The sequence below is a fragment of the Amycolatopsis sp. NPDC104587 genome (assembly GCF_055583645.1).
Map to the genome: position 1 here is coordinate 200,123 of NZ_JBVJNO010000003.1, position 18,838 is coordinate 218,960.

Annotated in this window: 21 protein-coding genes; 9 read left to right on the forward strand and 12 right to left on the reverse strand. The window is 72.5% G+C overall.

Annotated elements, in window-relative coordinates; genetic code table 11:
* Positions 1–78: 78 nt before the first annotated feature.
* On the reverse strand, positions 79–1,692 hold the full coding sequence (locus tag ACZ61C_RS09025) for a sigma-54-dependent Fis family transcriptional regulator (protein WP_465304565.1): 1,614 nt from the start codon (positions 1,690–1,692) through the stop codon (positions 79–81).
* 216 nt (positions 1,693–1,908) lie between these two features.
* Here ACZ61C_RS09025 and mdo point away from each other — a divergent pair, with 216 nt between their 5' ends.
* Genes mdo through mftM form a run of 4 tightly spaced genes read left to right on the forward strand, consistent with a single transcriptional unit; the run spans position 1,909 to position 6,715 of the window.
* Entirely contained in the window at positions 1,909–3,201 is a 1,293-nt protein-coding gene (mdo, locus tag ACZ61C_RS09030; RefSeq protein WP_465304567.1) for an NDMA-dependent methanol dehydrogenase, read from the forward strand.
* Between the two features lie 57 nt (positions 3,202–3,258).
* Positions 3,259–4,365: an AAA family ATPase gene (locus ACZ61C_RS09035; protein WP_465304569.1), complete on the forward strand. Its 1,107-nt coding sequence runs from the start codon at positions 3,259–3,261 to the stop codon at positions 4,363–4,365.
* Between the two features lie 11 nt (positions 4,366–4,376).
* Complete coding sequence (locus ACZ61C_RS09040) at positions 4,377–5,846, forward strand: VWA domain-containing protein (RefSeq protein ID WP_465304571.1); 1,470 nt, start codon at positions 4,377–4,379, stop codon at positions 5,844–5,846.
* Positions 5,843–6,715, forward strand: coding sequence for a mycofactocin oligosaccharide methyltransferase MftM (mftM, locus tag ACZ61C_RS09045; RefSeq protein ID WP_465304573.1), 873 nt, complete (start codon positions 5,843–5,845; stop codon positions 6,713–6,715). Before ACZ61C_RS09040 ends, mftM begins: the two co-directional genes overlap by 4 nt.
* Before the next feature lies 1 nt (position 6,716).
* Here mftM and ACZ61C_RS09050 read toward each other — a convergent pair whose 3' ends face one another.
* Genes ACZ61C_RS09050 through ACZ61C_RS09070 form a run of 5 tightly spaced genes read right to left on the reverse strand, consistent with a single transcriptional unit; the run spans position 6,717 to position 11,285 of the window.
* The gene (locus tag ACZ61C_RS09050; RefSeq protein WP_465304575.1) at positions 6,717–7,199 is read right to left on the reverse strand and encodes an NUDIX domain-containing protein; all 483 of its coding nucleotides are present in this window, start codon (positions 7,197–7,199) and stop codon (positions 6,717–6,719) included.
* A gap of 13 nt (positions 7,200–7,212) precedes the next feature.
* Complete coding sequence (locus ACZ61C_RS09055; RefSeq protein ID WP_465304577.1) at positions 7,213–7,857, reverse strand: MadR family response regulator transcription factor; 645 nt, start codon at positions 7,855–7,857, stop codon at positions 7,213–7,215.
* Positions 7,850–9,103, reverse strand: coding sequence for a sensor histidine kinase (locus ACZ61C_RS09060; protein WP_465304579.1), 1,254 nt, complete (start codon positions 9,101–9,103; stop codon positions 7,850–7,852). Before ACZ61C_RS09060 ends, ACZ61C_RS09055 begins: the two co-directional genes overlap by 8 nt.
* On the reverse strand, positions 9,100–10,374 hold the full coding sequence (locus ACZ61C_RS09065) for an iron-containing alcohol dehydrogenase (RefSeq protein ID WP_465304581.1): 1,275 nt from the start codon (positions 10,372–10,374) through the stop codon (positions 9,100–9,102). Before ACZ61C_RS09065 ends, ACZ61C_RS09060 begins: the two co-directional genes overlap by 4 nt.
* A gap of 41 nt (positions 10,375–10,415) precedes the next feature.
* The gene (locus ACZ61C_RS09070; protein WP_465304583.1) at positions 10,416–11,285 is read right to left on the reverse strand and encodes an urea carboxylase-associated family protein; all 870 of its coding nucleotides are present in this window, start codon (positions 11,283–11,285) and stop codon (positions 10,416–10,418) included.
* Positions 11,286–11,311: 26 nt separating this feature from the next.
* Here ACZ61C_RS09070 and ACZ61C_RS09075 point away from each other — a divergent pair, with 26 nt between their 5' ends.
* The 3 genes from ACZ61C_RS09075 to ACZ61C_RS09085 all read left to right on the forward strand — a co-directional run bounded on the left by ACZ61C_RS09075 (position 11,312) and on the right by ACZ61C_RS09085 (position 13,007).
* The gene (locus ACZ61C_RS09075) at positions 11,312–11,443 is read left to right on the forward strand and encodes a hypothetical protein (RefSeq protein WP_465304585.1); all 132 of its coding nucleotides are present in this window, start codon (positions 11,312–11,314) and stop codon (positions 11,441–11,443) included.
* A gap of 5 nt (positions 11,444–11,448) precedes the next feature.
* The gene (locus ACZ61C_RS09080; protein ID WP_465304587.1) at positions 11,449–12,255 is read left to right on the forward strand and encodes a hypothetical protein; all 807 of its coding nucleotides are present in this window, start codon (positions 11,449–11,451) and stop codon (positions 12,253–12,255) included.
* 89 nt (positions 12,256–12,344) lie between these two features.
* A complete protein-coding gene (locus ACZ61C_RS09085; RefSeq protein ID WP_465304588.1) occupies positions 12,345–13,007 on the forward strand; it encodes a GmrSD restriction endonuclease domain-containing protein in 663 nt (220 codons plus the stop codon).
* Here the strand turns inward: ACZ61C_RS09085 and ACZ61C_RS09090 are convergent.
* Positions 13,004–13,774 (reverse strand): fructosamine kinase family protein, encoded by a 771-nt coding sequence (locus tag ACZ61C_RS09090; RefSeq protein WP_465304589.1) that lies wholly within the window; start codon positions 13,772–13,774, stop codon positions 13,004–13,006. The genes ACZ61C_RS09085 and ACZ61C_RS09090 overlap by 4 nt on opposite strands.
* Here ACZ61C_RS09090 and ACZ61C_RS09095 point away from each other — a divergent pair.
* Positions 13,773–14,153 (forward strand): MmcQ/YjbR family DNA-binding protein, encoded by a 381-nt coding sequence (locus ACZ61C_RS09095; RefSeq protein WP_465304591.1) that lies wholly within the window; start codon positions 13,773–13,775, stop codon positions 14,151–14,153. The two genes, ACZ61C_RS09090 and ACZ61C_RS09095, sit on opposite strands and share 2 nt — an antisense overlap.
* Here ACZ61C_RS09095 and ACZ61C_RS09100 read toward each other — a convergent pair.
* The 5 genes from ACZ61C_RS09100 to ACZ61C_RS09120 all read right to left on the reverse strand — a co-directional run bounded on the left by ACZ61C_RS09100 (position 14,078) and on the right by ACZ61C_RS09120 (position 17,987).
* Positions 14,078–14,941: a GNAT family N-acetyltransferase gene (locus ACZ61C_RS09100; RefSeq protein ID WP_465304593.1), complete on the reverse strand. Its 864-nt coding sequence runs from the start codon at positions 14,939–14,941 to the stop codon at positions 14,078–14,080. The genes ACZ61C_RS09095 and ACZ61C_RS09100 overlap by 76 nt on opposite strands.
* 40 nt (positions 14,942–14,981) lie before the next feature.
* On the reverse strand, positions 14,982–17,054 hold the full coding sequence (locus tag ACZ61C_RS09105; protein ID WP_465305609.1) for a putative Ig domain-containing protein: 2,073 nt from the start codon (positions 17,052–17,054) through the stop codon (positions 14,982–14,984).
* Positions 17,055–17,161: 107 nt separating this feature from the next.
* The gene (locus ACZ61C_RS09110) at positions 17,162–17,383 is read right to left on the reverse strand and encodes a hypothetical protein (RefSeq protein ID WP_465304595.1); all 222 of its coding nucleotides are present in this window, start codon (positions 17,381–17,383) and stop codon (positions 17,162–17,164) included.
* Between the two features lie 201 nt (positions 17,384–17,584).
* The gene (locus ACZ61C_RS09115) at positions 17,585–17,818 is read right to left on the reverse strand and encodes an AMP-binding enzyme (protein ID WP_465304597.1); all 234 of its coding nucleotides are present in this window, start codon (positions 17,816–17,818) and stop codon (positions 17,585–17,587) included.
* On the reverse strand, positions 17,757–17,987 hold the full coding sequence (locus tag ACZ61C_RS09120; RefSeq protein ID WP_465304599.1) for a hypothetical protein: 231 nt from the start codon (positions 17,985–17,987) through the stop codon (positions 17,757–17,759). Before ACZ61C_RS09120 ends, ACZ61C_RS09115 begins: the two co-directional genes overlap by 62 nt.
* Before the next feature lie 171 nt (positions 17,988–18,158).
* Between ACZ61C_RS09120 and ACZ61C_RS09125 the strand changes: the two genes are divergently transcribed.
* Positions 18,159–18,794 (forward strand): formylglycine-generating enzyme family protein, encoded by a 636-nt coding sequence (locus ACZ61C_RS09125; protein WP_465305611.1) that lies wholly within the window; start codon positions 18,159–18,161, stop codon positions 18,792–18,794.
* The last annotated feature ends 44 nt before the right edge of the window (positions 18,795–18,838 follow it).

Consider the following 18,838-nt stretch of genomic DNA (forward strand, 5'->3'; position numbering starts at 1 on the left):
CCTCCACGTGCGGCGGTGGTGCCCTCGATTGTGTTGACCCGGCGGGGCGGTGAAGTGTCCGAATCCCGGACACCGGGGTCAGCGGACCCGCAGCGCGCGCATCCGGTTGTAGAGCGTCGACCGGCTGATGCCCAGCTGCTTCGCCGCCCGCACCTTGTTGCCGTCGCACGCTCGCAGCGTCCGGACGATCACGTCGTACTCCGCCTGCTCCCAGCCGCTCAGGGCCGCTCCCGGCGCCGTCTCCAGGCCGCCCGGGGCGAGGTCGGCCGCCGTCAGGTCGCCCGCCGACCGGCGGTCCGCCGCGCCCGCCAGCACTCCCGCCAGCTCGCGGAGGTTGCCCGGCCAGTGCTGGGACGCCAGCAGCTCGAGCGCGCCCGGGGTCAGGCGCAGCGAGCCGCCGAGACCGCGCAGCAGCTCCCGGGCGATCGACGGGATCTCGGCGCGACGTTCGCGCAACGGCGGCAGTTCGATGCGCCGGTGGACCCGGGCGGCGAGCGTCGCCTGTTCGCCCTGCAGCTCCGACGGCGGGCCGCTGACCAGGGCGAACCACGCCGACGTTGTGTCCAGCACGCGGGCCAGGCGGACCGCGGCCAGCGCGGGCAGCAGCTGGATCCCGTCGACCACCAGCAGCTCCGGCCCGCCGGCGGCCGCCTCCACGCGGGCGCACCACTCCGCTTCGCCCGAGACGACGTCGGAGACGTCGAACACTCGCACCGGCGCGTCACCGGCGACGACCCGGGCCGCCGTGCTGCGGCCGGCTCCGGGCTCGCCGGAGATCAGCACCCGCCGCCGGGCGCGGCCCGCGCCGCGGAGCCGCTCGTCGATCTGCGCCGGGAACAGGCCGGGTGCACCCGGCGGCCGGGACACCACCGGGCTCGCCGGGCGCACCGGCGCCAGCTCGAACAGCAGCCCGGCGTTCGCCGACACCGCCTCGACCCGCACCTCCACCGGCGTGCCCGACGTCAGCCGGAGCCGGCGCTGCCCGCGCTGGGTGCGGCCCAGCTCCTGCAGCAGCCGGTGGTCGGCGGTGTCGACCAGCTCTGTCGCCGCGGTGTTGGCCAGCACGACGTCGTGGCCGATCGCCAGCACCGCGCACGCCCGGTGCTGCACGGACTGGAACGCGGCCAGCAGCTGCTGCTCGGCCAGCTTCGCGCCGTCGAGCAGCCGCCGTTCGATGTCGGCGACCGCGCGCCGCAGGAACGGCCCGAGCAGCGGGTTCGCGTCGCCGGCCGGGCCGGTGATGTCGAGGACGCCGGCGAGGCGTCGGGTTGCCGGGTGCACCACGGGGTGGCCGTAACAGGTGAACTGCTTCATCGCTTCGAGGAAGTGCTCGTCGCCGTCGACCGCGACCCCGCGGCGGGTCTCGAACGGCGTCGCGAGCGCGTTCGTGCCGGTGCGCTCCTCGAGGAACTGGCAGCCGGGCACGGCGCTGATGTCCTCCAGCGCCAGCTCCACCGACCGCTCGCTGAACCGCCGCGCCACGATCCGGCACTCGGCGTCGGCGAGGATGACGCAGAACCGCGTGTCCGCCAGCTGCCGCGCCAGCTCGTCGAGCACCGGTGACGCCGCGCGCAGCAGGCGGCTGCGGCCGTCGACGTCGGCGAAGTCCAGGCGCTCGACGGACGACGCCGGGGAGAGCCCGGACAGCTCCGCCCGCCGCCACGACTGCGCGATCTCGGTCCGCAGGTCCACTCGCACTCCTCGTCGAGCCGCTCGGTGTCCCCGGACTTCCATCATCACACGGGACGCAAGCGTGGTGGACCCGTCCGATCGGGCAGGTGCCCGCCCGCTCCGGCCGGACGGTTCTCCGGCGCCGCCCGGACGGTTTCCGAGGTGAGCTGTTTCGCAGGCGCCGCACCGCAAATAGCGTCGGCCGCACGCCAAGCCCGTTCGTGAAAGGGATGCCTCATGCAGGTCGACGAACTGATCAAGCCGTTCCCGCTCAAGGAGTTCCACCCGATGCCGCGGGCGCTGCTCGGCCCGGGCGCGCACGAGATGATCGGCCCGGAGGCCCTGAAGATGGGCATGAAGCGGCCGCTGGTCATGACGTCGGGCCTGCGCGGCACGGACATCGTGCACAAGCTCTTCGAGTCGCTGAAGTACCACGGCCTCGACCCGGTGCTCTACGACCAGGTCGAGTCCAACCCCAAGGACTACAACGTGATGGACTCCGTCGCGCTGTACCAGGAGAACAACTGCGACGGCTTCGTCTCCATCGGCGGCGGCTCCTCGCACGACGCCTGCAAGGGCGCGCGGATCTCGGTCGCGCACGACGGCCGCAACATCAACGAGTTCGAAGGGTTCAACAAGAGCGAGAACCCGAAGAACCCGCCGCACATCGCCGTCTCGACGACGGCGGGCACCGGCTCCGAGACGTCGTGGGCCTACGTCATCACCGACACCACGACCGACCCGGACAACCCGCACAAGTACGTCGCTTTCGACGACGCGTCCGTCGTCACCCTCGCGGTGGACGACCCGGTGCTCTACTACGACTGCCCGTCGCACTTCACCGCGCAGTGCGGCTTCGACGTGCTCGCCCACGCGTCCGAGCCCTACGTCTCCCGGCTGAACTTCACGCCTTCGCTGGGCAACGCGCTGTACTCGGCCGAGCTCGTCGGGCAGCACCTGCGGGCCGCGACCTGGCACGGCGACAACCTCGAAGCCCGCGAAGGCATGATGTACGCGCAGTACACCGCCGGGCAGGCGTTCAACTCCGGCGGCCTCGGGGTCATCCACTCGGTTTCGCACGCGGTCAGCGCTTTCTACGACACCCACCACGGCCTCAACAACGCCATCGCGCTGCCGCGGGTGTGGGCGTGGAACCTGCCGGTCGCCTACAAGCGCTACGCGAAGCTGGCCGGCGCGCTCGGCGTCGACACCAGCGGCATGACCGACGTCAAGGCCGCCGACGCCGCCGTCGCGGCTGCGATCCGGCTGCTGCGCGACGTCGGCATCCCGGAGAAGTTCACCGACGTCACCCAGGACACCCACCCGAAAAACCGCCTGGGCACCGGCCCGTCGAAGTACTACGAGCAGGCGAACGTGATCAAGGGGGACACCGAAGACGTCGACCGCGTGTCGAACCACATCCTCGGCGACTCCTGCACTCCCGGGAACCCGAAGGAGACGACCTTCGAAACCGTCCGCCCGGTGGTCGACCACTGCTTCAACGGCGACCTGGACGACTTCCTCTCCTGAAACCCAGGCCCGGGGGTGCCCCGGCACCCGCGGGCCCCCGCCTGCGAAGGGGCACCCGTGACGAGTTTCGCTTCGGTCGACGACGTCGCCGCGCGGCTGGCCGAGGTCGGCTACCTCGCCGACCGGCGGCTGGCCACCACCGTGTTCCTGCAGGCCGAGCTGGGCAAGCCGGTGCTGCTCGAAGGACCCGCCGGCGTCGGCAAGACCGAGCTGGCGAAGTCCCTGGCGGCCGCGACCGGACGACGGCTGCTGCGCCTGCAGTGTTACGAGGGCCAGGACGAGACGAAGGCGCTCTACGACTGGGACTACGGCAAGCAGATGCTCTACACGCAGCTGCTGCGGGAGAAGATCGGCGCGATCGTCGAGGACGCGGCCGACCTGCGTGAGGCCGTCGACCGGATCAGCGCGCAGGACAGCGTCTTCTTCTCCGAGCGGTTCCTCGCCGTCCGGCCGCTGCTGGAAGCCGTGCGGTCGCCGGATCCGGTGGTGCTGCTCGTCGACGAGGTCGACCGGGCCGACGAAGCGCTGGAAGCCGTGCTGCTGGAGATGCTCGCCGAGCAGCAGGTGTCGGTGCCCGAGCTGGGGACGTTCGTCGCCGAGCACCCGCCGTACGTCGTGCTCACGTCCAACAACACGCGTGACCTCTCGGCCGCGCTGAAACGCCGTTGCCTGCACCTGTTCCTCGACTACCCGTCGGCGGCGCGGGAGCTGGACATCATCCGCAGCAAGAAGACCGGGCTGCCGGACGCGCTGGCCGAGCACCTCGTCGACGTCGTCCGCGGGCTGCGAGGCCTCGGCCTGCGCAAGCCGCCGAGCATCTCCGAGACGATCGACTGGGCCCGCACGCTCACCGTGCTCGGCGCCACCGAGCTGGAGCCGGGCCTGCTCGAAGACACCATCTCCGTGGTCGCGAAGTACGACAAGGACGTCGAACGCGCGACCGCGGCCCTGCCGCAGCTCCTGGCCGGCGAAGAGGTGGCGGCGGAGAACGAAGGCGCCGCGCTGCGAGGCGACCGCGACCGGCCCGGCCGGCACGGGCCCGGCTACTACGGCGAGAAGCAGCAGCCCGCACCCGGCGACGAGCAGGGCCGGGTGCGGCAGGTCAGCACCAGCCAGGGGGCGCGGTCGTTCACCGCCAACCTCGGCCGGCACCGGCGGGCCTGATGGAGGCGACCGTGCACCGCTTCGCGCGGCTGCTGCGGGCGAGCGGCGTCCGGGTGTCGGTGTCCGAGACGCTCGACGCGCTCGCCGGCGCCGCCGCGCCCGGGATCCTCGCCGACCGCGGCCTCTTCCGCGAGGTGCTGCGCGCGGCGCTGGTGAAGGACCACCGCGACGACGACCGGTTCGACGAGCTCTTCGACGCCTTCTTCGCGCTGGTCCGGTTCCCCGGTGAGCGGTCCCGGCGCCGGGCCAGGGACCTCGACGAGTTCACGATCGCCGACGAGCTGGGCCAGCGGCCGCCGCGGGCGGACATGGAGAGCCCGGACGCCGAGGTCGGTGACCTGTTCGAGCGCTCGAAGCTGGTCGAGCGGTACAGCCCGCACCCCGAGCTGAACCCGATCGTCCTCGACAGCGAGACCACCGACAAAGTGGTGTTCTCACAACAGGAAGTCGGCTCGCTGGAGGACTCGAACTCCGTCCGGCTCGACGTCGACCGCACACACGGCGCCGACCCGGGCACGCTCAGCGCGGCGCCGGGCACCCGGCTGGACACCGAGCTGAGCCTCACCGAGCAGGACGCGCTGCTCGGCTGGCTCGACGACATCGCCGACCCGGGCGGCGACGAGGAGGACGCGGCGGCGATGCGGGTGCGGCTCGCGGGCGTGCTCAACGGGCTGCCGGAGGCGTTGAAGCGGCACCTCGAGTACCTGATGTCGCTGCAGCACACGGTGGAAGGCCGCCGCGTCGCGCCGGTGGGGGAGCTGGGCGGCCGCGAACAGGACCAGCTGGAAGCCGCGGTGCGGCGCCTGGTGCAGAGCCTGCGCGGCGCGCCCACGCACCGCAAGCGCGAGGCGGCGCGCGGGCGGGTCGACTCGGCGCGGACGATGCGGCGGAACATGCGCTACGACGGCGTCCCGTTCCGGCCGGTGACGGTCGCGAAGGCGGAGGACAAGCCGCGGCTGGTCGTGCTCGCCGACGTCAGCCTGTCGGTGCGCGCGACCGCGCGGTTCACGCTGCACCTGGTGCACCGGCTGCAGGGGATGTTCGGCCAGGTGCGGACTTTCGCGTTCGTCGCGGGGCCGGCCGAGATCACCGGGCTGTTCGGGCGTTACCACGTCGAGGAGGCGCTGGGCCTGGTGTTCGGCGGTGACGTCCTGGACATCGACGCGAACTCCGACTACGGCCGGGTGTTCGGGACGTTCCTGTCCGAATTCGGGTCCGCGGTGACGCGCCGCACGACGGTGCTGGTGCTCGGGGACGGGCGCGGCAACGGCGCCGACCCGAACCTGCCCGCGTTCGAAGAGCTGACCCGCCGGGCCCGCGAGACGATCTGGCTGACGCAGGAGCCGCGCTACTCGTGGGGTCTCGGGCCGTGCGACCTGCCGGCGTACGCGGAGTTCTGCGACCGCGTCCGTGTCGTCCGCGACCTGTCCGGTTTGGACAGTGCGGCGGCGGACCTGGCCACGGCGAGGACCGGCCGGTGACGGCGGTCCTGGACCCGCTCGCGCCGGGCCACCGCGGCTGGTGGGAGTGCGGCGAGGTGCTGGTGTGCCACGAGGACGGCGTCGCGGTACCGAACGCTTTGACCGCCCGGCTGGCGCCTTCGCACGTGACTGCGCATTTCCGGGTGTACTCGCTGGGGCGGCGCACGCTGGTGTCGCACCGCTACCGAGGTGACGAGCTGGACGACGACCTGGCGGGCCATCTCGCTTCGGAGCTGGACTTCCTCGCGGGGAACTTCGAGGAGCTGTTCACGGGCGTGGTCCGCACGACGGTGCATGATCCGCTGCTGGCGTGGACGGTGTTCTACGCGAACACTTTGGCAGCGCTGCGTCGCCCAGGCCCCGCGGGCACGATCGCGTCGTTCGCTCCCGTGCATTCGCGGGCGTTGGAGCTGGTGCGGGGGCGGTCGGTGCTGGATCTGGGGTCCTGCTTCGGGTTCTTGCCACTGCAGATGGTTTCGCGCGGGTTGCGGCCGATCGCGTCGGACCTCTCGCCGGGGACCATGGGGTTGCTGTCCCGGGTGTCGTCGTGGTTCGGAACCCCGGTCCCGGTCCTGACCTGCGACGCGGCGGCGGTGCCGCTGGCGTCCCGGAGCGTCGACACGGTGACGGCGATCCATCTGCTGGAGCACGTCCCGGTCGCGCACGGAACGGCGGCACTGCGGGAGATGCTGCGCGTGGCCCGGCGCCGGGTGGTGGTGGCGGTCCCGTTCGAGGAGACGCCGAACCCGGCTTTCGGGCACGTGCGGTGTTTCGACTTCGCGGCGCTGCGCGAGTGGGGGAGGGCGTCGGGAGTGCCGTTCACGGTGTTCGAGCACCACGGCGGCTGGCTGGTCCTCGATGTGGCGTGAGCTAGTGGACCGGGCGGCCGTCTTCGCAAAGGAGCAGTTCGCCGGACCGGGCGGCAGCCACCGCGGCGGCCACCCGGCGGGCGAGGACCGGTTCGAGGTCGGGTTCGGCTTCGGCGAGCGGCAGCAGGGTCGCGGCGACGATCTCGGGGTCGGTGAAGGTCAGACGCGCGACGTCGTCCTCGGTCACCAGGCCGCCGTCGAAGATGAAGTTGATGCCCTCCGGCAGCTTCGCCGCCGGCTGGTGGTCGACGACCAGCAGCCGGCCGGGCGCCCGGTCGAGGCCCAGCTCTTCGCGCAGTTCGCGGCGGGCAGTGCGCCACGGCGGTTCACCGGCCTCTCCGGCGCCGCCCGGGATCTCCCAGAACGGTTTGTAGGACGGCCGGACGAACACCACACGATCGGCTTGGTCGCGGAAGAGCACACCCGCGGCCGCGCGCTTGCGGTCCAGCGAGCGGGCGTACTCGTCGAAGGGGAGCAGTTCCACCCGCCGACCGTACCTAGATCAACGCCCGCTTCGAAGCCGCATACACCGCTTCTGCCCGGCTCCCCGCCTCCAGCTTCCGCATGATGTTCCCGACGTGGAACTTCGCCGTCGTCGGGGAAATGAACAACTCCGCCCCGATCGCCTGGTTCGACAGCCCCTGCGCCAGCAGCTTGAGCACCGTCAGCTCCCGGTCCGTCAACCGCTGCGCGTCCGGCTGGGTGCGCCCCGACAACGTCCGGACCACCGAAGTCACGCTCCGCGAGTCGAACGCGCTTTCGCCGCGTGACACCGCCTTGATCGCGTCGGCCAGCGCCGTCGTGTCGACGTCCTTGACCACGTACCCCCGGGCCCCCGCCTGGACCGCCTCCATCACCAGGTGGTCCTCGAGGAACGTCGTCAGCACCAGGACCGCCGGCGCCGGGTACGCCGCCGTCAGCGAGCGGCACAGCGCCAGGCCCTCCGAGTCGGACGACGTCGAGAGCTTCAGGTCCAGCAGCACCACCGCGGGCCGATGGGCGGCCACCACCGCCTGGGCCTCCGCCGCCGTCGACGCCTCACCGACGATGCGGAACAACGGGTCTCGCTCCAGGACCGATCGCAAACCCTGGCGCAGGATCGCGTGGTCGTCGACCAGGACGATCGTGATCGGCTCAGTCAAGGGGCACCCCCACCACGATCTTGACGCCGCCGATCCGGGAGCGGCGCACCGAGAACGTGCCGCCGAGCTCGCGGGCGCGGGCGTCCATGTTGGCCAGGCCGCGGTGGGCGCCGTCGAGGTCGTGACCGCCGGCGACGCGCAGCACGCGGCGCAGCACCTCGGGCTCGCCGCAGCCGTCGTCGGACACCGCCAGCACCACCTCGTCGAGGCGGTAGCTCAGCCGGATCAGCGCGCGCCGGGCGTGGCCGTGCACCGCGCTGTTGAACAGCGCCTCGCCGCAGATGCGGAACAGCGAGTGCTCGGCCTCGGCGGGCAGCTCGACCGGCTTGCCGCCGATCCGCAGCTCCACCGCCAGCTCCGTCGGCAGGTGCACGGTGGTCAGCTGTTCCAGCAGCTCGGGCAGGCCGGTGTGCGAGCGCTCGCTGTCGTGGCTGAGCGCGTGGATCACCGAGCGCAGCTGGTCGACCGCGCCGCGGGTGAGGTCCTTGGCCACGGCGAGCCGGTCCGCCGACTCGCCGCTCGCCTCGGCCCGGCACAGCTCGACCTGCATCCCCGCCGACAGCACGGACTGCGTGACGCTGTCGTGCAGCTCGCGCGCGATCCGGTGCCGCTCCGAGTCGACCACCTCGCGCTGGCGCGCGGCCAGCAGCTCCTGCTGGGCCCGCTCGCTGCGGCGGTGCAAGGAGGAGTTGTGCAGCGCCACCACGCTCTGGCTGGCCAGGATCCGCAGCACGGCCTCGTCGGTCGTGTCGATCTTGCGCCCGCGCGGCGCCCACAGCAGCAGCCCGCCGACGACCTCGCACTCCAGCGTCACCGGCACCCGCAGGTGCCGGCCGGGCTGGTCGTCGGCGGTGTCGAAGCCGAGCTGCCCGGCGAGCGTCCGGGTCAGGCAGCTGCGCACGTAGCCCGGCATCGGGTCCACTGTGGACAGCTGACGGCCGCCGGGCCCGATGATCGTGCACCGCGGCTCGGCCTCCGGCAGCACCGAGTCGGCGACGGCGAACAGCGCGTACTCCGCGTCGACGTGCTCCGCGGCGGTGCGCACGGTCGCGCGCAGCAGGTCGTCCTGCTGCTCCACCGTCCGCACGAGCGTCCGGGAAATCCGGTCCAGCGCGTGGATCACGCCTTCGAGGCGCTCGATCGACGTCACGTACGCCGGGTAGAACGAGCGCTTGCTCGACCGGACCCCGGTCAGCTCGGCCAAGTAGCCGGGCCGGTCGTGGTCGTCGAGCGGCGCGCGGGTCACAGGGCGGCCCGGAACAGCGCTTCGATCTCCGCGGCGTCGGCGGTGCGCGGGTTGGTGGCCAGGCACGCGTCGTGCAGGGTGTTGCGTGCCAGCACCGGCAGGTGCGCCGCGGTGACGCCCAGCTCGCCCAGCCCCTTCGGCACCCCGACGTCGTCCGCGAGCGCCCGAACCTGCTCGGCGACGGCGAGTCCGGCGTCCTCCGGCGGGGTGTCGGCCGTCGCGAGCCCGAGAGCTCGCGCGATCGGCCCGTACCGGTCCGGGTGCGCGCCGGCGTTGAACCGGACGACGTGGGGGAGCAGCACCCCGTTGATCACGCCGTGGGGCAGGTCGAGCAGCCCACCGACCTGGTGGCTCATCGCGTGCGCCGCGCCGAGGATCGCGTTGGTGAACGCCAGCCCCGCCTCCAGGCTCGCCTGCGCCATCAGCAGCCGCGGCGACCGCTCGGCCGGGCGGTCGATGCTGCGCACCAGGTTCCCGTTGACCAGCGCGATCGAGTTGAGCGCGTGGTGGTCGGTGAGCGGGTTGTGCGCCTTGGACACGAACGCCTCGATGCCGTGGGTCAGCGCGTCGAGCCCGGTCGCCGCGGCCAGCCAGTCCGGCATCGTGGTGAGCAGCCGCGGGTCGGTCACCGAGACGTCCGGCACCAGGGTGCGGCCGATGATGGTGATCTTGGTGTTGTGCGTGGTGTCGGTGACGATGCAGAACTGCGAGACGTCGGCGCCGGTGCCCGCGGTCGACGGGATCATCACCATCGGCGGGATCGGCTGGCCGCTGCGGTCGACGCCCTCGAAGTCGAGGATGTCCCCGCCGTTGGCGGCCAGGAGCGCGACACCTTTGCCCGCGTCGATCACCGACCCGCCGCCGAGACCCATGATGACGTCGCAGCCGGCTTCGACGTACCGCTCGTGCCCGGCGGTGATCTCGTGGTCCTTGGGGTTCGGTGTCGGGTCGGCCCACACCGTCGGGGCCAGGCCCTCGGCGCGCAGGTGCGCGAGCAGCTCGTCCACCCACGGCGTCGCGAGCAGCCCGGCGTCGGTGACGACCAACGGCCGCCGCGCGCCCAGCCGCGCGGCGACGTGCCCGGCTTCGGCGAGCGCGCCCTCGCCGAACATGATCTCGGGTGCGTGGAACTTGGCGATGGTGAGGCCTTCGGGCCCGGCCGGCGCGGCCGCGGCGCCGTACAGGCCGGCCGGCTGGGTGAGCACCGTGGCCGGCCAGGCGCCGCCGTCGTCGGCCACCCGGGAGGGCGAGGGCCGGCGAGTGAGGACCACGGGCACTCCCGATGCTGCGTCGGCGTTGACTTCCGGCCAGGCTACCCCGGCGCTCCGCCGGTCCGGCCCGTCCGATCGGGTAGGTCGGCCCACTCCGGCAGCCGGACGCCGTGCAGGCCGCGGTAGGCCGCGCGCGGCGGTGACGACCAGCCTTCCAGCAGGTCAGCGCGGGGTTTGAGGACCTCGACGCCGATCGGGTGACAGACGTCGATCGGGTCGCGGGCGTCCGGTCCCCAGAGCGGGACGGACAGGTCGCCGCCCGGGCAGGTGGACAGGGCGCACACCAGGTCGACTTCGGCGAAGAACTCGAAGTGGTCGCCGGGGCGGGCCGGGCAGGCCTTCATGAAGTACCGGTCTTCGTCGTTGAGACCGGTGCACTGGAAGACGTTCAGGACGTCGTGCACGTCGAACTCGGTCAGCCCGAACGGCGCGACCGCGCGCACGAGGTTCGAGTGGCAGTGGAAGTCGAAGTCCTCGCCGGTGAGCAGCCGGTTGACGTACGGGTCGCAGCGGGTGCCGAGCAGGTCGTGGACCCGGCCGCCGTCGCCGTCCCGGCCGTGGTCTTCGAGCGTGTCGGCGGTGATCGTGGCCAGCGGGCGCAGGAACGGCAGCGTCGACCAGAGCCGGTCGAACGTGCTGACGTGGGCGCGTTGCAGCTGACGGGTGCGCGCCGCCCAGAACCGTTCGCGCGGGTCGTCGGCGTTCCACAGGTTGAGGTCGCCGACCTGCGGGCCCTCGACGGTCAGGAGCCGGCAGAGGTGCCCTCGCGGCACCCGCCACGCGCGCCCGGAGCGGATCGGCACTGCGAAGGCGTCGACGAGCTCGCGGCCCTCGGCGGTGGCGAGCCGCCGGTAGAAGGGCCGGTCGACGTCGAGCGCGGCGCCTCGGTAGGCGGCCGGAGGTGAAGCCATCGGCGGTCTCCCTGATCGGTGGGCGGGTGCCGGTCCAGGATGCCCCCGGCACGCGGCTACGCACCGTGGTGTTCGACCACTCGTTCGGCTGCTGGGGCGCCGGGCGGTCCGCTCCTACCGTCGAGGGAGTGCTCGCCGTCTCGTCGTGGGAGGTGTGACCGGCGTGCTCGTGGCACTCCAGCGTTCCGGTGAAGACCAGGACCTGCCCGCCGCCGGGAACCACCTCGTGCGGCTGCTCCGGTCGTGGGGCCCCGGCCCCGACCACCTGACGGGACTCGCGTTGGCCGGCATCAGCCTGCCCAGCCGGCGCGGCCCGCTGTTCGTCGACGCGCTCGTGTTCACGCGCTACGGCGTGGTGGTGATCGCGGCGCACGAGGCCGGCCCGGCGCCGTGGCCCGGCCCGGGCGAGCGGGCCGGCGCCGGTGTCGCGGCGGCGAAGGGCGCGCTCGCCGGCCACGACGGCGGCCGGTTCGTGACGGGCCTGGTCGCGGTGGTGACCGGTTCGCCCGCGCAGGCGGACTGGCAGCTGCCCGGCACGGTGCCCGGGGTGGCGGTCGTGCTCGCCGACCCGCGCGGGCTGCGGCGGATCATCGGCCAGCACAACCGCTGGCGGACCGTCTGGTCGGCCGACGACGTCCTCGACGCGTGTTACGCCCTCTCCCTGGCCCACCTCGCGCCGCCGCGGGCGGTGCTGCTGGCCGACGGCTTCCCCTCGCGGCTCCCGGCGGCGTCACCCTTGCCGGAGCTGCCCGCGGTGATCGAGGTGCCGCCGGATCCGCCGCCACCACCTCCGGCGCCGGCTCCCGAAGAGCCCGGCCCCCGGCTGTCGCGCGGGCCGGGGACCGCCGTGTTCCCGCGGCAGCGGCCCATCCGGCAGGTTCCGTGGGGCCTGGTGGTGGTGCTGCTGTTCCTCGTGACGGTGGGCGTGGTGGCCGCGGTGTTCGTCGCGGACGTCTTCCACGGCTCGTGACTCGATCAGTTCGCGCCAACTAGGCCATCTGCACCGTTTCCCCGGCGCGTCTCCTGGGCATCTCCCGGTAGACGTGAAAGGGGTTCACCATGCCGCGCGCGCTGTCCGTCGTCCTGCTGGCCGTGCTCACCGGGGCCACCCTGGCCGGCTGCAAGCTCACCGACGACCTGGCCGCCGGGTCCGACGCGCAACCCACCGGGACGGCCGCCGCCCCGCCGATCTCCCCGGCCCAGGCGAAGACCGAGCTGGCCGCGCTCCAGGTCGCCGTCCGCGGCACGATGGACGGCTACAGCCGCGAGAAGTTCCCGCACTGGGACAAGGTCGAGGGTGCCTGCGACACGCGCGAACAGGTGCTCAAGCGCGACGGCAAGAACGTCACCACGAACACCGACTGCGCGCCGAAGTCCGGCACCTGGGTGAGCCCGTACGACGGCGAGACCTGGCAGAAGGCGTCCGATGTGGACATCGACCACATGGTGCCGCTCGGGCAGGCCTGGGTCAGCGGCGCCAAGTCCTGGCCGCAGGAGCGCCGCGAGCAGTTCGCGAACGACCTGGTCCGCCCGCAGCTGCACGCGGTGACGGACAACCTCAACGAGCAGAAGAGCGACAAGGCCCCGGACCAGTGGAAGCCGCCGCTGGTGTCGTACTGGTGCACCTACGCGGTCGACTGGATCGACGTGAAGCGCAACTACGGGCTGACGATCACGGTCCCGGAGAAGACGGCGCTGGAGACCATGCTGGGCCACTGCTAACCCAGCGACCGCGCCGCGGCCAGCGCCTGCCCGGCATAGGACTGTCCGAACAGGACGGTGTGCACCAGCAGCGGGAACAGCTGGTGCAGGCCGATCCGGTCGCGCCAGCCCTCGGCGAGTGGTGCGGTCTCGTCGTAGGCCGCCACGATCCGGTCCAGGTGCGGGCAGCCGAACAGGCGCAGCATCGCCAGGTCCGTCTCGCGGTGCCCGCCGTGGGCCGCCGGGTCGATGAGCCACGCCTCGGTGCCGTCCCACAGGACGTTGCCGTTCCACAGGTCGCCGTGCAGCCGGGCGGGCGGCTCGGGCGGGCCCGCGACGGCGTTGATCCGCTCGCAGGCGCGCTCGAACGGCGCGGCTTCGAGCGTCCCGTCGTCGGCGGCCAGACGCACGTACGGCAGCACCCGATGCGTGGCGTACCACGAAGGCCAGTCCTCACCCGGGACGTTCGCCATCGGCGCCAGGCCGATCCACGCGTCGGCCGGGCCGCCCGGGGGAGCGGCGCCGAACGCCGGCGCCCCGGCCGCGTGCAGGCGCGCCAGCCCGCGCCCGAACCGGTCCGCGGCCGCCGCGTCCGGACGGCCGGCCGGGATCCGGTCGAGGACGAGCCGGTCGTCGTCCTCGCTGTGCACCCGGGGCACCGGCACGGTGCCCGGCTCGGCCAGCCAGCGCAGGCCCGCCGCCTCAGCCGCCGTCGCCCGTGGTCCGGCGCCGCGCTTGACCACGACGGCCCGGCCGTCGGCCGGCACGGTCTCGGTCACCTCACCCATGACCCGCACGGTACCGGCGCGCTACCGTGAACCGGTGCAGGACTTCGAACGGGTGCTCGGCGCGCTGGCGGACGTCGACCGGTCCGAGGCGCGCGACTACTCGTCGTTCAGCGTGCGCGGCAAGCGGTTCGGGTACTACTGGCCGCGGACGCGGACCCTCGGCCTCAAGCAGACGATCTCCGAACAGCTCGCCCTGGTCTCCGAACGCCCCGACGTCTTCGAGGTGCAGTTCACCGCGGGCGGCTTCGGCTGGGTCGTGGTCTACCTCGACGGCGTCGAGCCGGACGAGGTCGCCGAGCTGATCTACGAGGCCTGGCGGCTCTCGGCCCCGGAGGAGCTGGTCGCCGCGGTGCCCTTCACCAGGATCGCCCGTGCGTAGAGCAGGTCGAACCCCTGCCGCTGGACGTTCTGCTGCGACTTGGACCCCGGCTGGGTCGTGACGACGGCGATGTCGCACCCGGCCGCCGTGGCCGCGGTGAGCCGGGCCCGCAGCAGCGCGCTCTGCACCCCGCGACGGCGGTGCGCGGGCGCGGTGGCCGCGCCGGTGAACTGGGCGATCCCGTCGGTGACGCGGAAACTCGCGCCCCCGGCGAACTCGCCGTCCCGCTCCGCGACGTAGCGCCGCACCCCGGACATGTCGCGCAGGGCCCGGATCAGCGTCTCCCGCGGGAAGTCCTCGTGCGCGGGCAGGCCTTCGGTGTCGGCGACCGCGGTGGCGTCGGCGACCATCGCCAGCCACGCCGCCAGCTCGTCGTCGCGGATCAGCCGGACGTCGCCGGGCTCGCCGGTGTCGCCGAGCCGCCGCCCGAGCACGCTCTCGAACGACTCCAGCCGGTAGCCGCGCTCGGTGAAGAACGCGCCGGTCCCGGCGGCGGCCAGCGGGCTCAGCTCGACCTGCACCGGTGCGTTCAGCTCGGCGAACGCGGCTTCGACCTCGGCCAGCTCCGCCTCCGACGGCGGGCCGTCGAAGCCGAGCCCGATGACCTTGTTGAACGGCGAGTCCGCCTCGGCGAAGCTGGCGACCCCGCCGGCGAACGGCCGCGCGAACCCCAGGGCGTCCCCGCGCCGCACCCGCGCGGCGTCGCTGCTCTCGGCCGTGAGCCGCGCCTCGGCTCGGTCGATCCGCGCGGCCAGCGCCGTGTCGCAGAAGAGCCGTTCCCCGTCCATGCGCCCACAGTGCCGGACGCACGGACGGGGAACCAACCGATTATCCCTCGACGCGGTGGGTGGCCCAGAACGACGTCAGGTCGGTCGACCCGGCCGCCGCCTGCGCCGCGGCCTTGAACTCGGCCGTCGTCGAGACGCCGTACCAGTGCGACTGCGCGTACGACTTCAGCAGGTTCGCCATCGCCGTGTCGCCGAGCAGCCGCCGCAGGTCGTGCAGCGTGCACTTGCCGTAGTTGTAGACCACCGTCGAGTACCGGGACGAATGCGCGTCCCAGTACGCCATCGAGTTGGTCAGCTTCTCCGCGCTCGACTGCCAGGTGATGCCGCAGCCGCTGCCGGTGACCCCGCGGTAGAGGTCGGTGGCGTAGTCGGTGAAGCTCTCGTCCAGCCACGGCGAGTTGTACTCGTCGTCGCCGACGATCCCGTAGAACCACTGGTGCGCCAGCTCGTGCGGCAGCGCGGTGGTGGACACGAGGTCGAGCACGAAGCCCGGGTACTCCATGCCGCCGAACCAGAAGTTGTTGTCCAGCACCACGTCCACCTCGCCGTACGGGTAGTCGCCGAAGCGGCCCGAGTGGACGTCGATCGAGTCGGCGGCCAGGCTCAGCATCTGGTTGGCGCTGCTGCTGGAGATCCCGCTGACCGAGTAGACGTTCACCCGCACGCCCTTGCCGGACGTCGTGGTGATCTTCGCGAACGGCCCGGCGGCCCAGGCGAAGTCACGCACCTTCGCCGCGGTCGCGTGGGTGGTGGTCGTGCTGCCGCTGGTCGTCTCGGTCGACGTGCCGGTGGCCGGGGTGAGCAGCGACGTCGGGTGCACCAGCGTGACGTCGAAGTCGCTGATCACGGTGTAGAACGACTCGCCGTTGTTGGTGTAGGGGTCGAGGTGCCAGCCCGCGCCGTCGCGGACGGCGAGCACCGGCAGCGCGTTGCCGATCATGTTGTACGCGCCGTCGTGGCCGAACCGGTCGGCGCCGCTGGGCACGACGATGCTCAGGTCGAACCCGATGGTCGCGGACTGGCCCTGCGCCAGCGGGCTCGGGAGCGTGATCTTCATGGCCGTGCAGTTCACGCTCAGCGCGGACGCGGTGCCGCCGGTGACGTTGGTGACCGTGATCGGCGTCGACGGGCAGCTGCCGTGGTAGTTGTCCCACAGCCGCAGGTAGACCTCGGGCAGCGCGGTCGCGGCCCCGTTGGTGAAGCTGACGGACTGGTGCCCGGTCCACGTCGTGCCGGCGGTGTTCGAGGTCAGGTTGACGGTGTAGGCCGGGTTGATCGGCGTGCGTGTCGAGTCGGCGGGCGCCGCGGTGATCGTCCAGGCGAAAGTGGCGCTGCCGCTGTTGCCGGCCGGGTCCTTCGCCGTCACGGTCACCGAGGAAGACCCGGCGGTGGCCGGCGTGCCGGTGATCTTGCCCGTGCTCGCACCGATCGCCAGCCCGGCGGGCAGGCCGGTGGCGCTGTAGGTGAGCGCGTCGCTCTGCGGGTCGGTGGCCTGGACCTGCAGCGACACGGCCTGGCCGACGGCGCTCGACTGCGCGCCCGGCGAGGTGACGACCGGCGACTGCGGGTTGCTCGTCCCGGTCGTGGTCAGGGAGAAGTCGTCGAGGAGGAAGTTGGTCGCCAGGCTCGAGTCCTCGGTGCCGGTGATCTTCAGCGTCACGGTCTGGCCGAGGTAGCGCGACACGTCGACGGTGCGCTGGACGTACCCGGTGTTCTTGTCGAGGTTCGAGTAGCTCGCGAGGGTGTCGGTGCCCGCCTGCACCACCAGCTTGTCGTAGGCGGTGCCGGTGGTCGTCTCCTTGGTGTCGATGTGCGACCACCAGGACAACGTCGCCGAGGCGCAGCCGGCGGGCAGCGTCAGCGGCTGGGACAGGGTGTCGGTGTGCGTGCCGCCGGTGCCGTCCAGCCAGGCGTCCATCGTCCCGCCGTGCGCGGGTTCCGCCGCGGTGGCGGCGGAGATCACGCCGGCGGTCTGGGTCCACGGCGTGGTGCCGCTCTCGAACCCGCCGTTGCCGACGACCTGGTCACCGCAGGCCGCGGCGGCGTGGGCTGGCGCGGCGACGACAACCGTGCCCAGCAGGCCCGCGGCCACACCGAGCGCAGCAGAAAGCACCCTCGATCTCATGGGGGGCGTCCTTTCCCGGCCCCGTCCGTCGGGGCCAGGGGAAAGCGTGCGCTGCCGCCGGGGCGGCAACAACCCGCCATGAGTCGGGTTCCGCGTCAGGCCTGCTGCAGCACGTTCAGCAGGATGAAGAGCAGGACGAGGGCCCCGGCGACGGCGACGAGCGCGGAGACGGCGGACCGGATCATCTCCCCGAACCCCTTGGCGGTGCGGGCCCGGTAGGCGGAGTAGTTGGAGCGGGCCTCGCGAGCGCTGTGGACACGGCTGCCGACCAGCAGCCCGGCGCCCAAGGCGAGCACGACGGCGACGAAAACGGACACGGGTGGATCCTTTCGGGGTTCGGGAACGAGGAACGGCCTCATTACTAGACCCGACGGACGCCGCGCGCCATGGCTTCTCGGCAACTCGTTTCCGGGCCGGTCGGCCCTGGTGGGACGGACGTCCCGCGTTCCTCGGAAAACGGTGGTGGGGAGCCGACGGTATCCGCGGTCTTCCCTGGCGCGCAAGGAGTTTTCGGTGGCTCAGCGCTCGGTCGCGAGTCCTTTGTGTCGTTCCCGCAGTGCGCGCTTGACGATCTTCCCGTTCGGATTCTCGGGAAGACGATTCGCGAACACCGCGTACTTGGGACATTGGTAACCGGCGAGGTGTGACTTGGCGTGGTCGACCACCTGCGTTTCGGTGAGAACAACGCCGTCACGCGGGACGACGACCGCGGTCACCGCTTCGATCCAGTGTGGATGGCCGATGCCGAACACGGCGACTTCGGCGACGCCCCTTGATCACGTCCTTCTTGCGGTCCACGACGGACAAGTAGCCGGTCGTGTCCTCGTCGCGGTAGTAGCCGAGGGTGGCGTGCGGGCTGCGGTGCACGATCTCGCCGACCACCCCCGGCGCGACCGGCCGGTCCAGCTCGTCGACCGGCATCGCGGACGCCGTAGCAACCCTTTCGCCGACTGATCAGGTCGATGCGGTCGAAGTTTTCGTTGCGCAGCAGGGAGCACGCCGAACTGGCGGCAGTTGTGACTCAGCAGCGCAGTCTCGGCCGGGGCGCGGAAACTCGCAAGCGTGGGCGCGGGCTGTCGGCTAGGTTCGGTGATCGTGACGAGCTGGGTCGAGGTGCCCGCGGGGGAGATCGTCCTGCGCGACGAGGGGACGCGGACCGAGTGGCCGGTCGCGGTCGCCGCGTTCCGCCTGGCCGCGTTCCCGGTGCTGGTGCCCGGCACGCGGATGCCGGTGACGGAGACGTCCTGGCTCGACGCGGTCGGGCTCTGCAACCGGTTCTCCGCCGAGGCGGGCTTGACGCCGTGCTACCGGCTCGGGTCCGACCCGGACGGCCTCGACGTCGAGTGCGACTGGACGGCGGACGGCTACCGGCTGCCGTCGGAGGCCGAGTGGGAGCACGCGTGCCGCGCCGGGACGACCGGGGTGCGCTACGGCGAGCTGGACTCGATCGCCTGGCACCGCGGCAACTCGGGCGGTGAGCTGCACGAGGTGGGGGCGAAGGAGCCGAACGCCTGGGGCCTGCACGACATGATCGGCACCGTCTGGGAGTGGTGCTGGGACCGCTACGACCCGGCGGTGTACGGGCCGTACCGCGTGTTCCGGGGCGGCGGCTGGTTCGACCCGCCGCGCGGCTGCCGTGCGTCGTGCCGGCGCAAGAGCCATCCGACGTTCCGGGTGGAGGACCTCGGCTTCCGGCTGGCGCGCTCGGGGTCCGGGGTCAGCCGCTGAGCTTCGCCGGCGGGGCGGCGGTCCGGGATTCCTGCTGGCGTCGG

What these genes read in the sequence shown, in the direction of transcription:
- mdo (WP_465304567.1), top strand. Translation starts at nt 1,909, where the DNA reads ATGCAGGTCGACGAACTGATCAAGCCGTTCCCGCTCAAGGAGTTCCAC.
- ACZ61C_RS09070 (WP_465304583.1), bottom strand. Translation starts at nt 11,285, where the DNA reads ATGGCTTCACCTCCGGCCGCCTACCGAGGCGCCGCGCTCGACGTCGAC.
- ACZ61C_RS09085 (WP_465304588.1), top strand. Translation starts at nt 12,345, where the DNA reads ATGCCGCGCGCGCTGTCCGTCGTCCTGCTGGCCGTGCTCACCGGGGCC.
- ACZ61C_RS09095 (WP_465304591.1), top strand. Translation starts at nt 13,773, where the DNA reads ATGACCCGCACGGTACCGGCGCGCTACCGTGAACCGGTGCAGGACTTC.
- ACZ61C_RS09090 (WP_465304589.1), bottom strand. Translation starts at nt 13,774, where the DNA reads ATGGGTGAGGTGACCGAGACCGTGCCGGCCGACGGCCGGGCCGTCGTG.
- ACZ61C_RS09100 (WP_465304593.1), bottom strand. Translation starts at nt 14,941, where the DNA reads ATGGACGGGGAACGGCTCTTCTGCGACACGGCGCTGGCCGCGCGGATC.
- ACZ61C_RS09120 (WP_465304599.1), bottom strand. Translation starts at nt 17,987, where the DNA reads ATGCCGGTCGACGAGCTGGACCGGCCGGTCGCGCCGGGGGTGGTCGGC.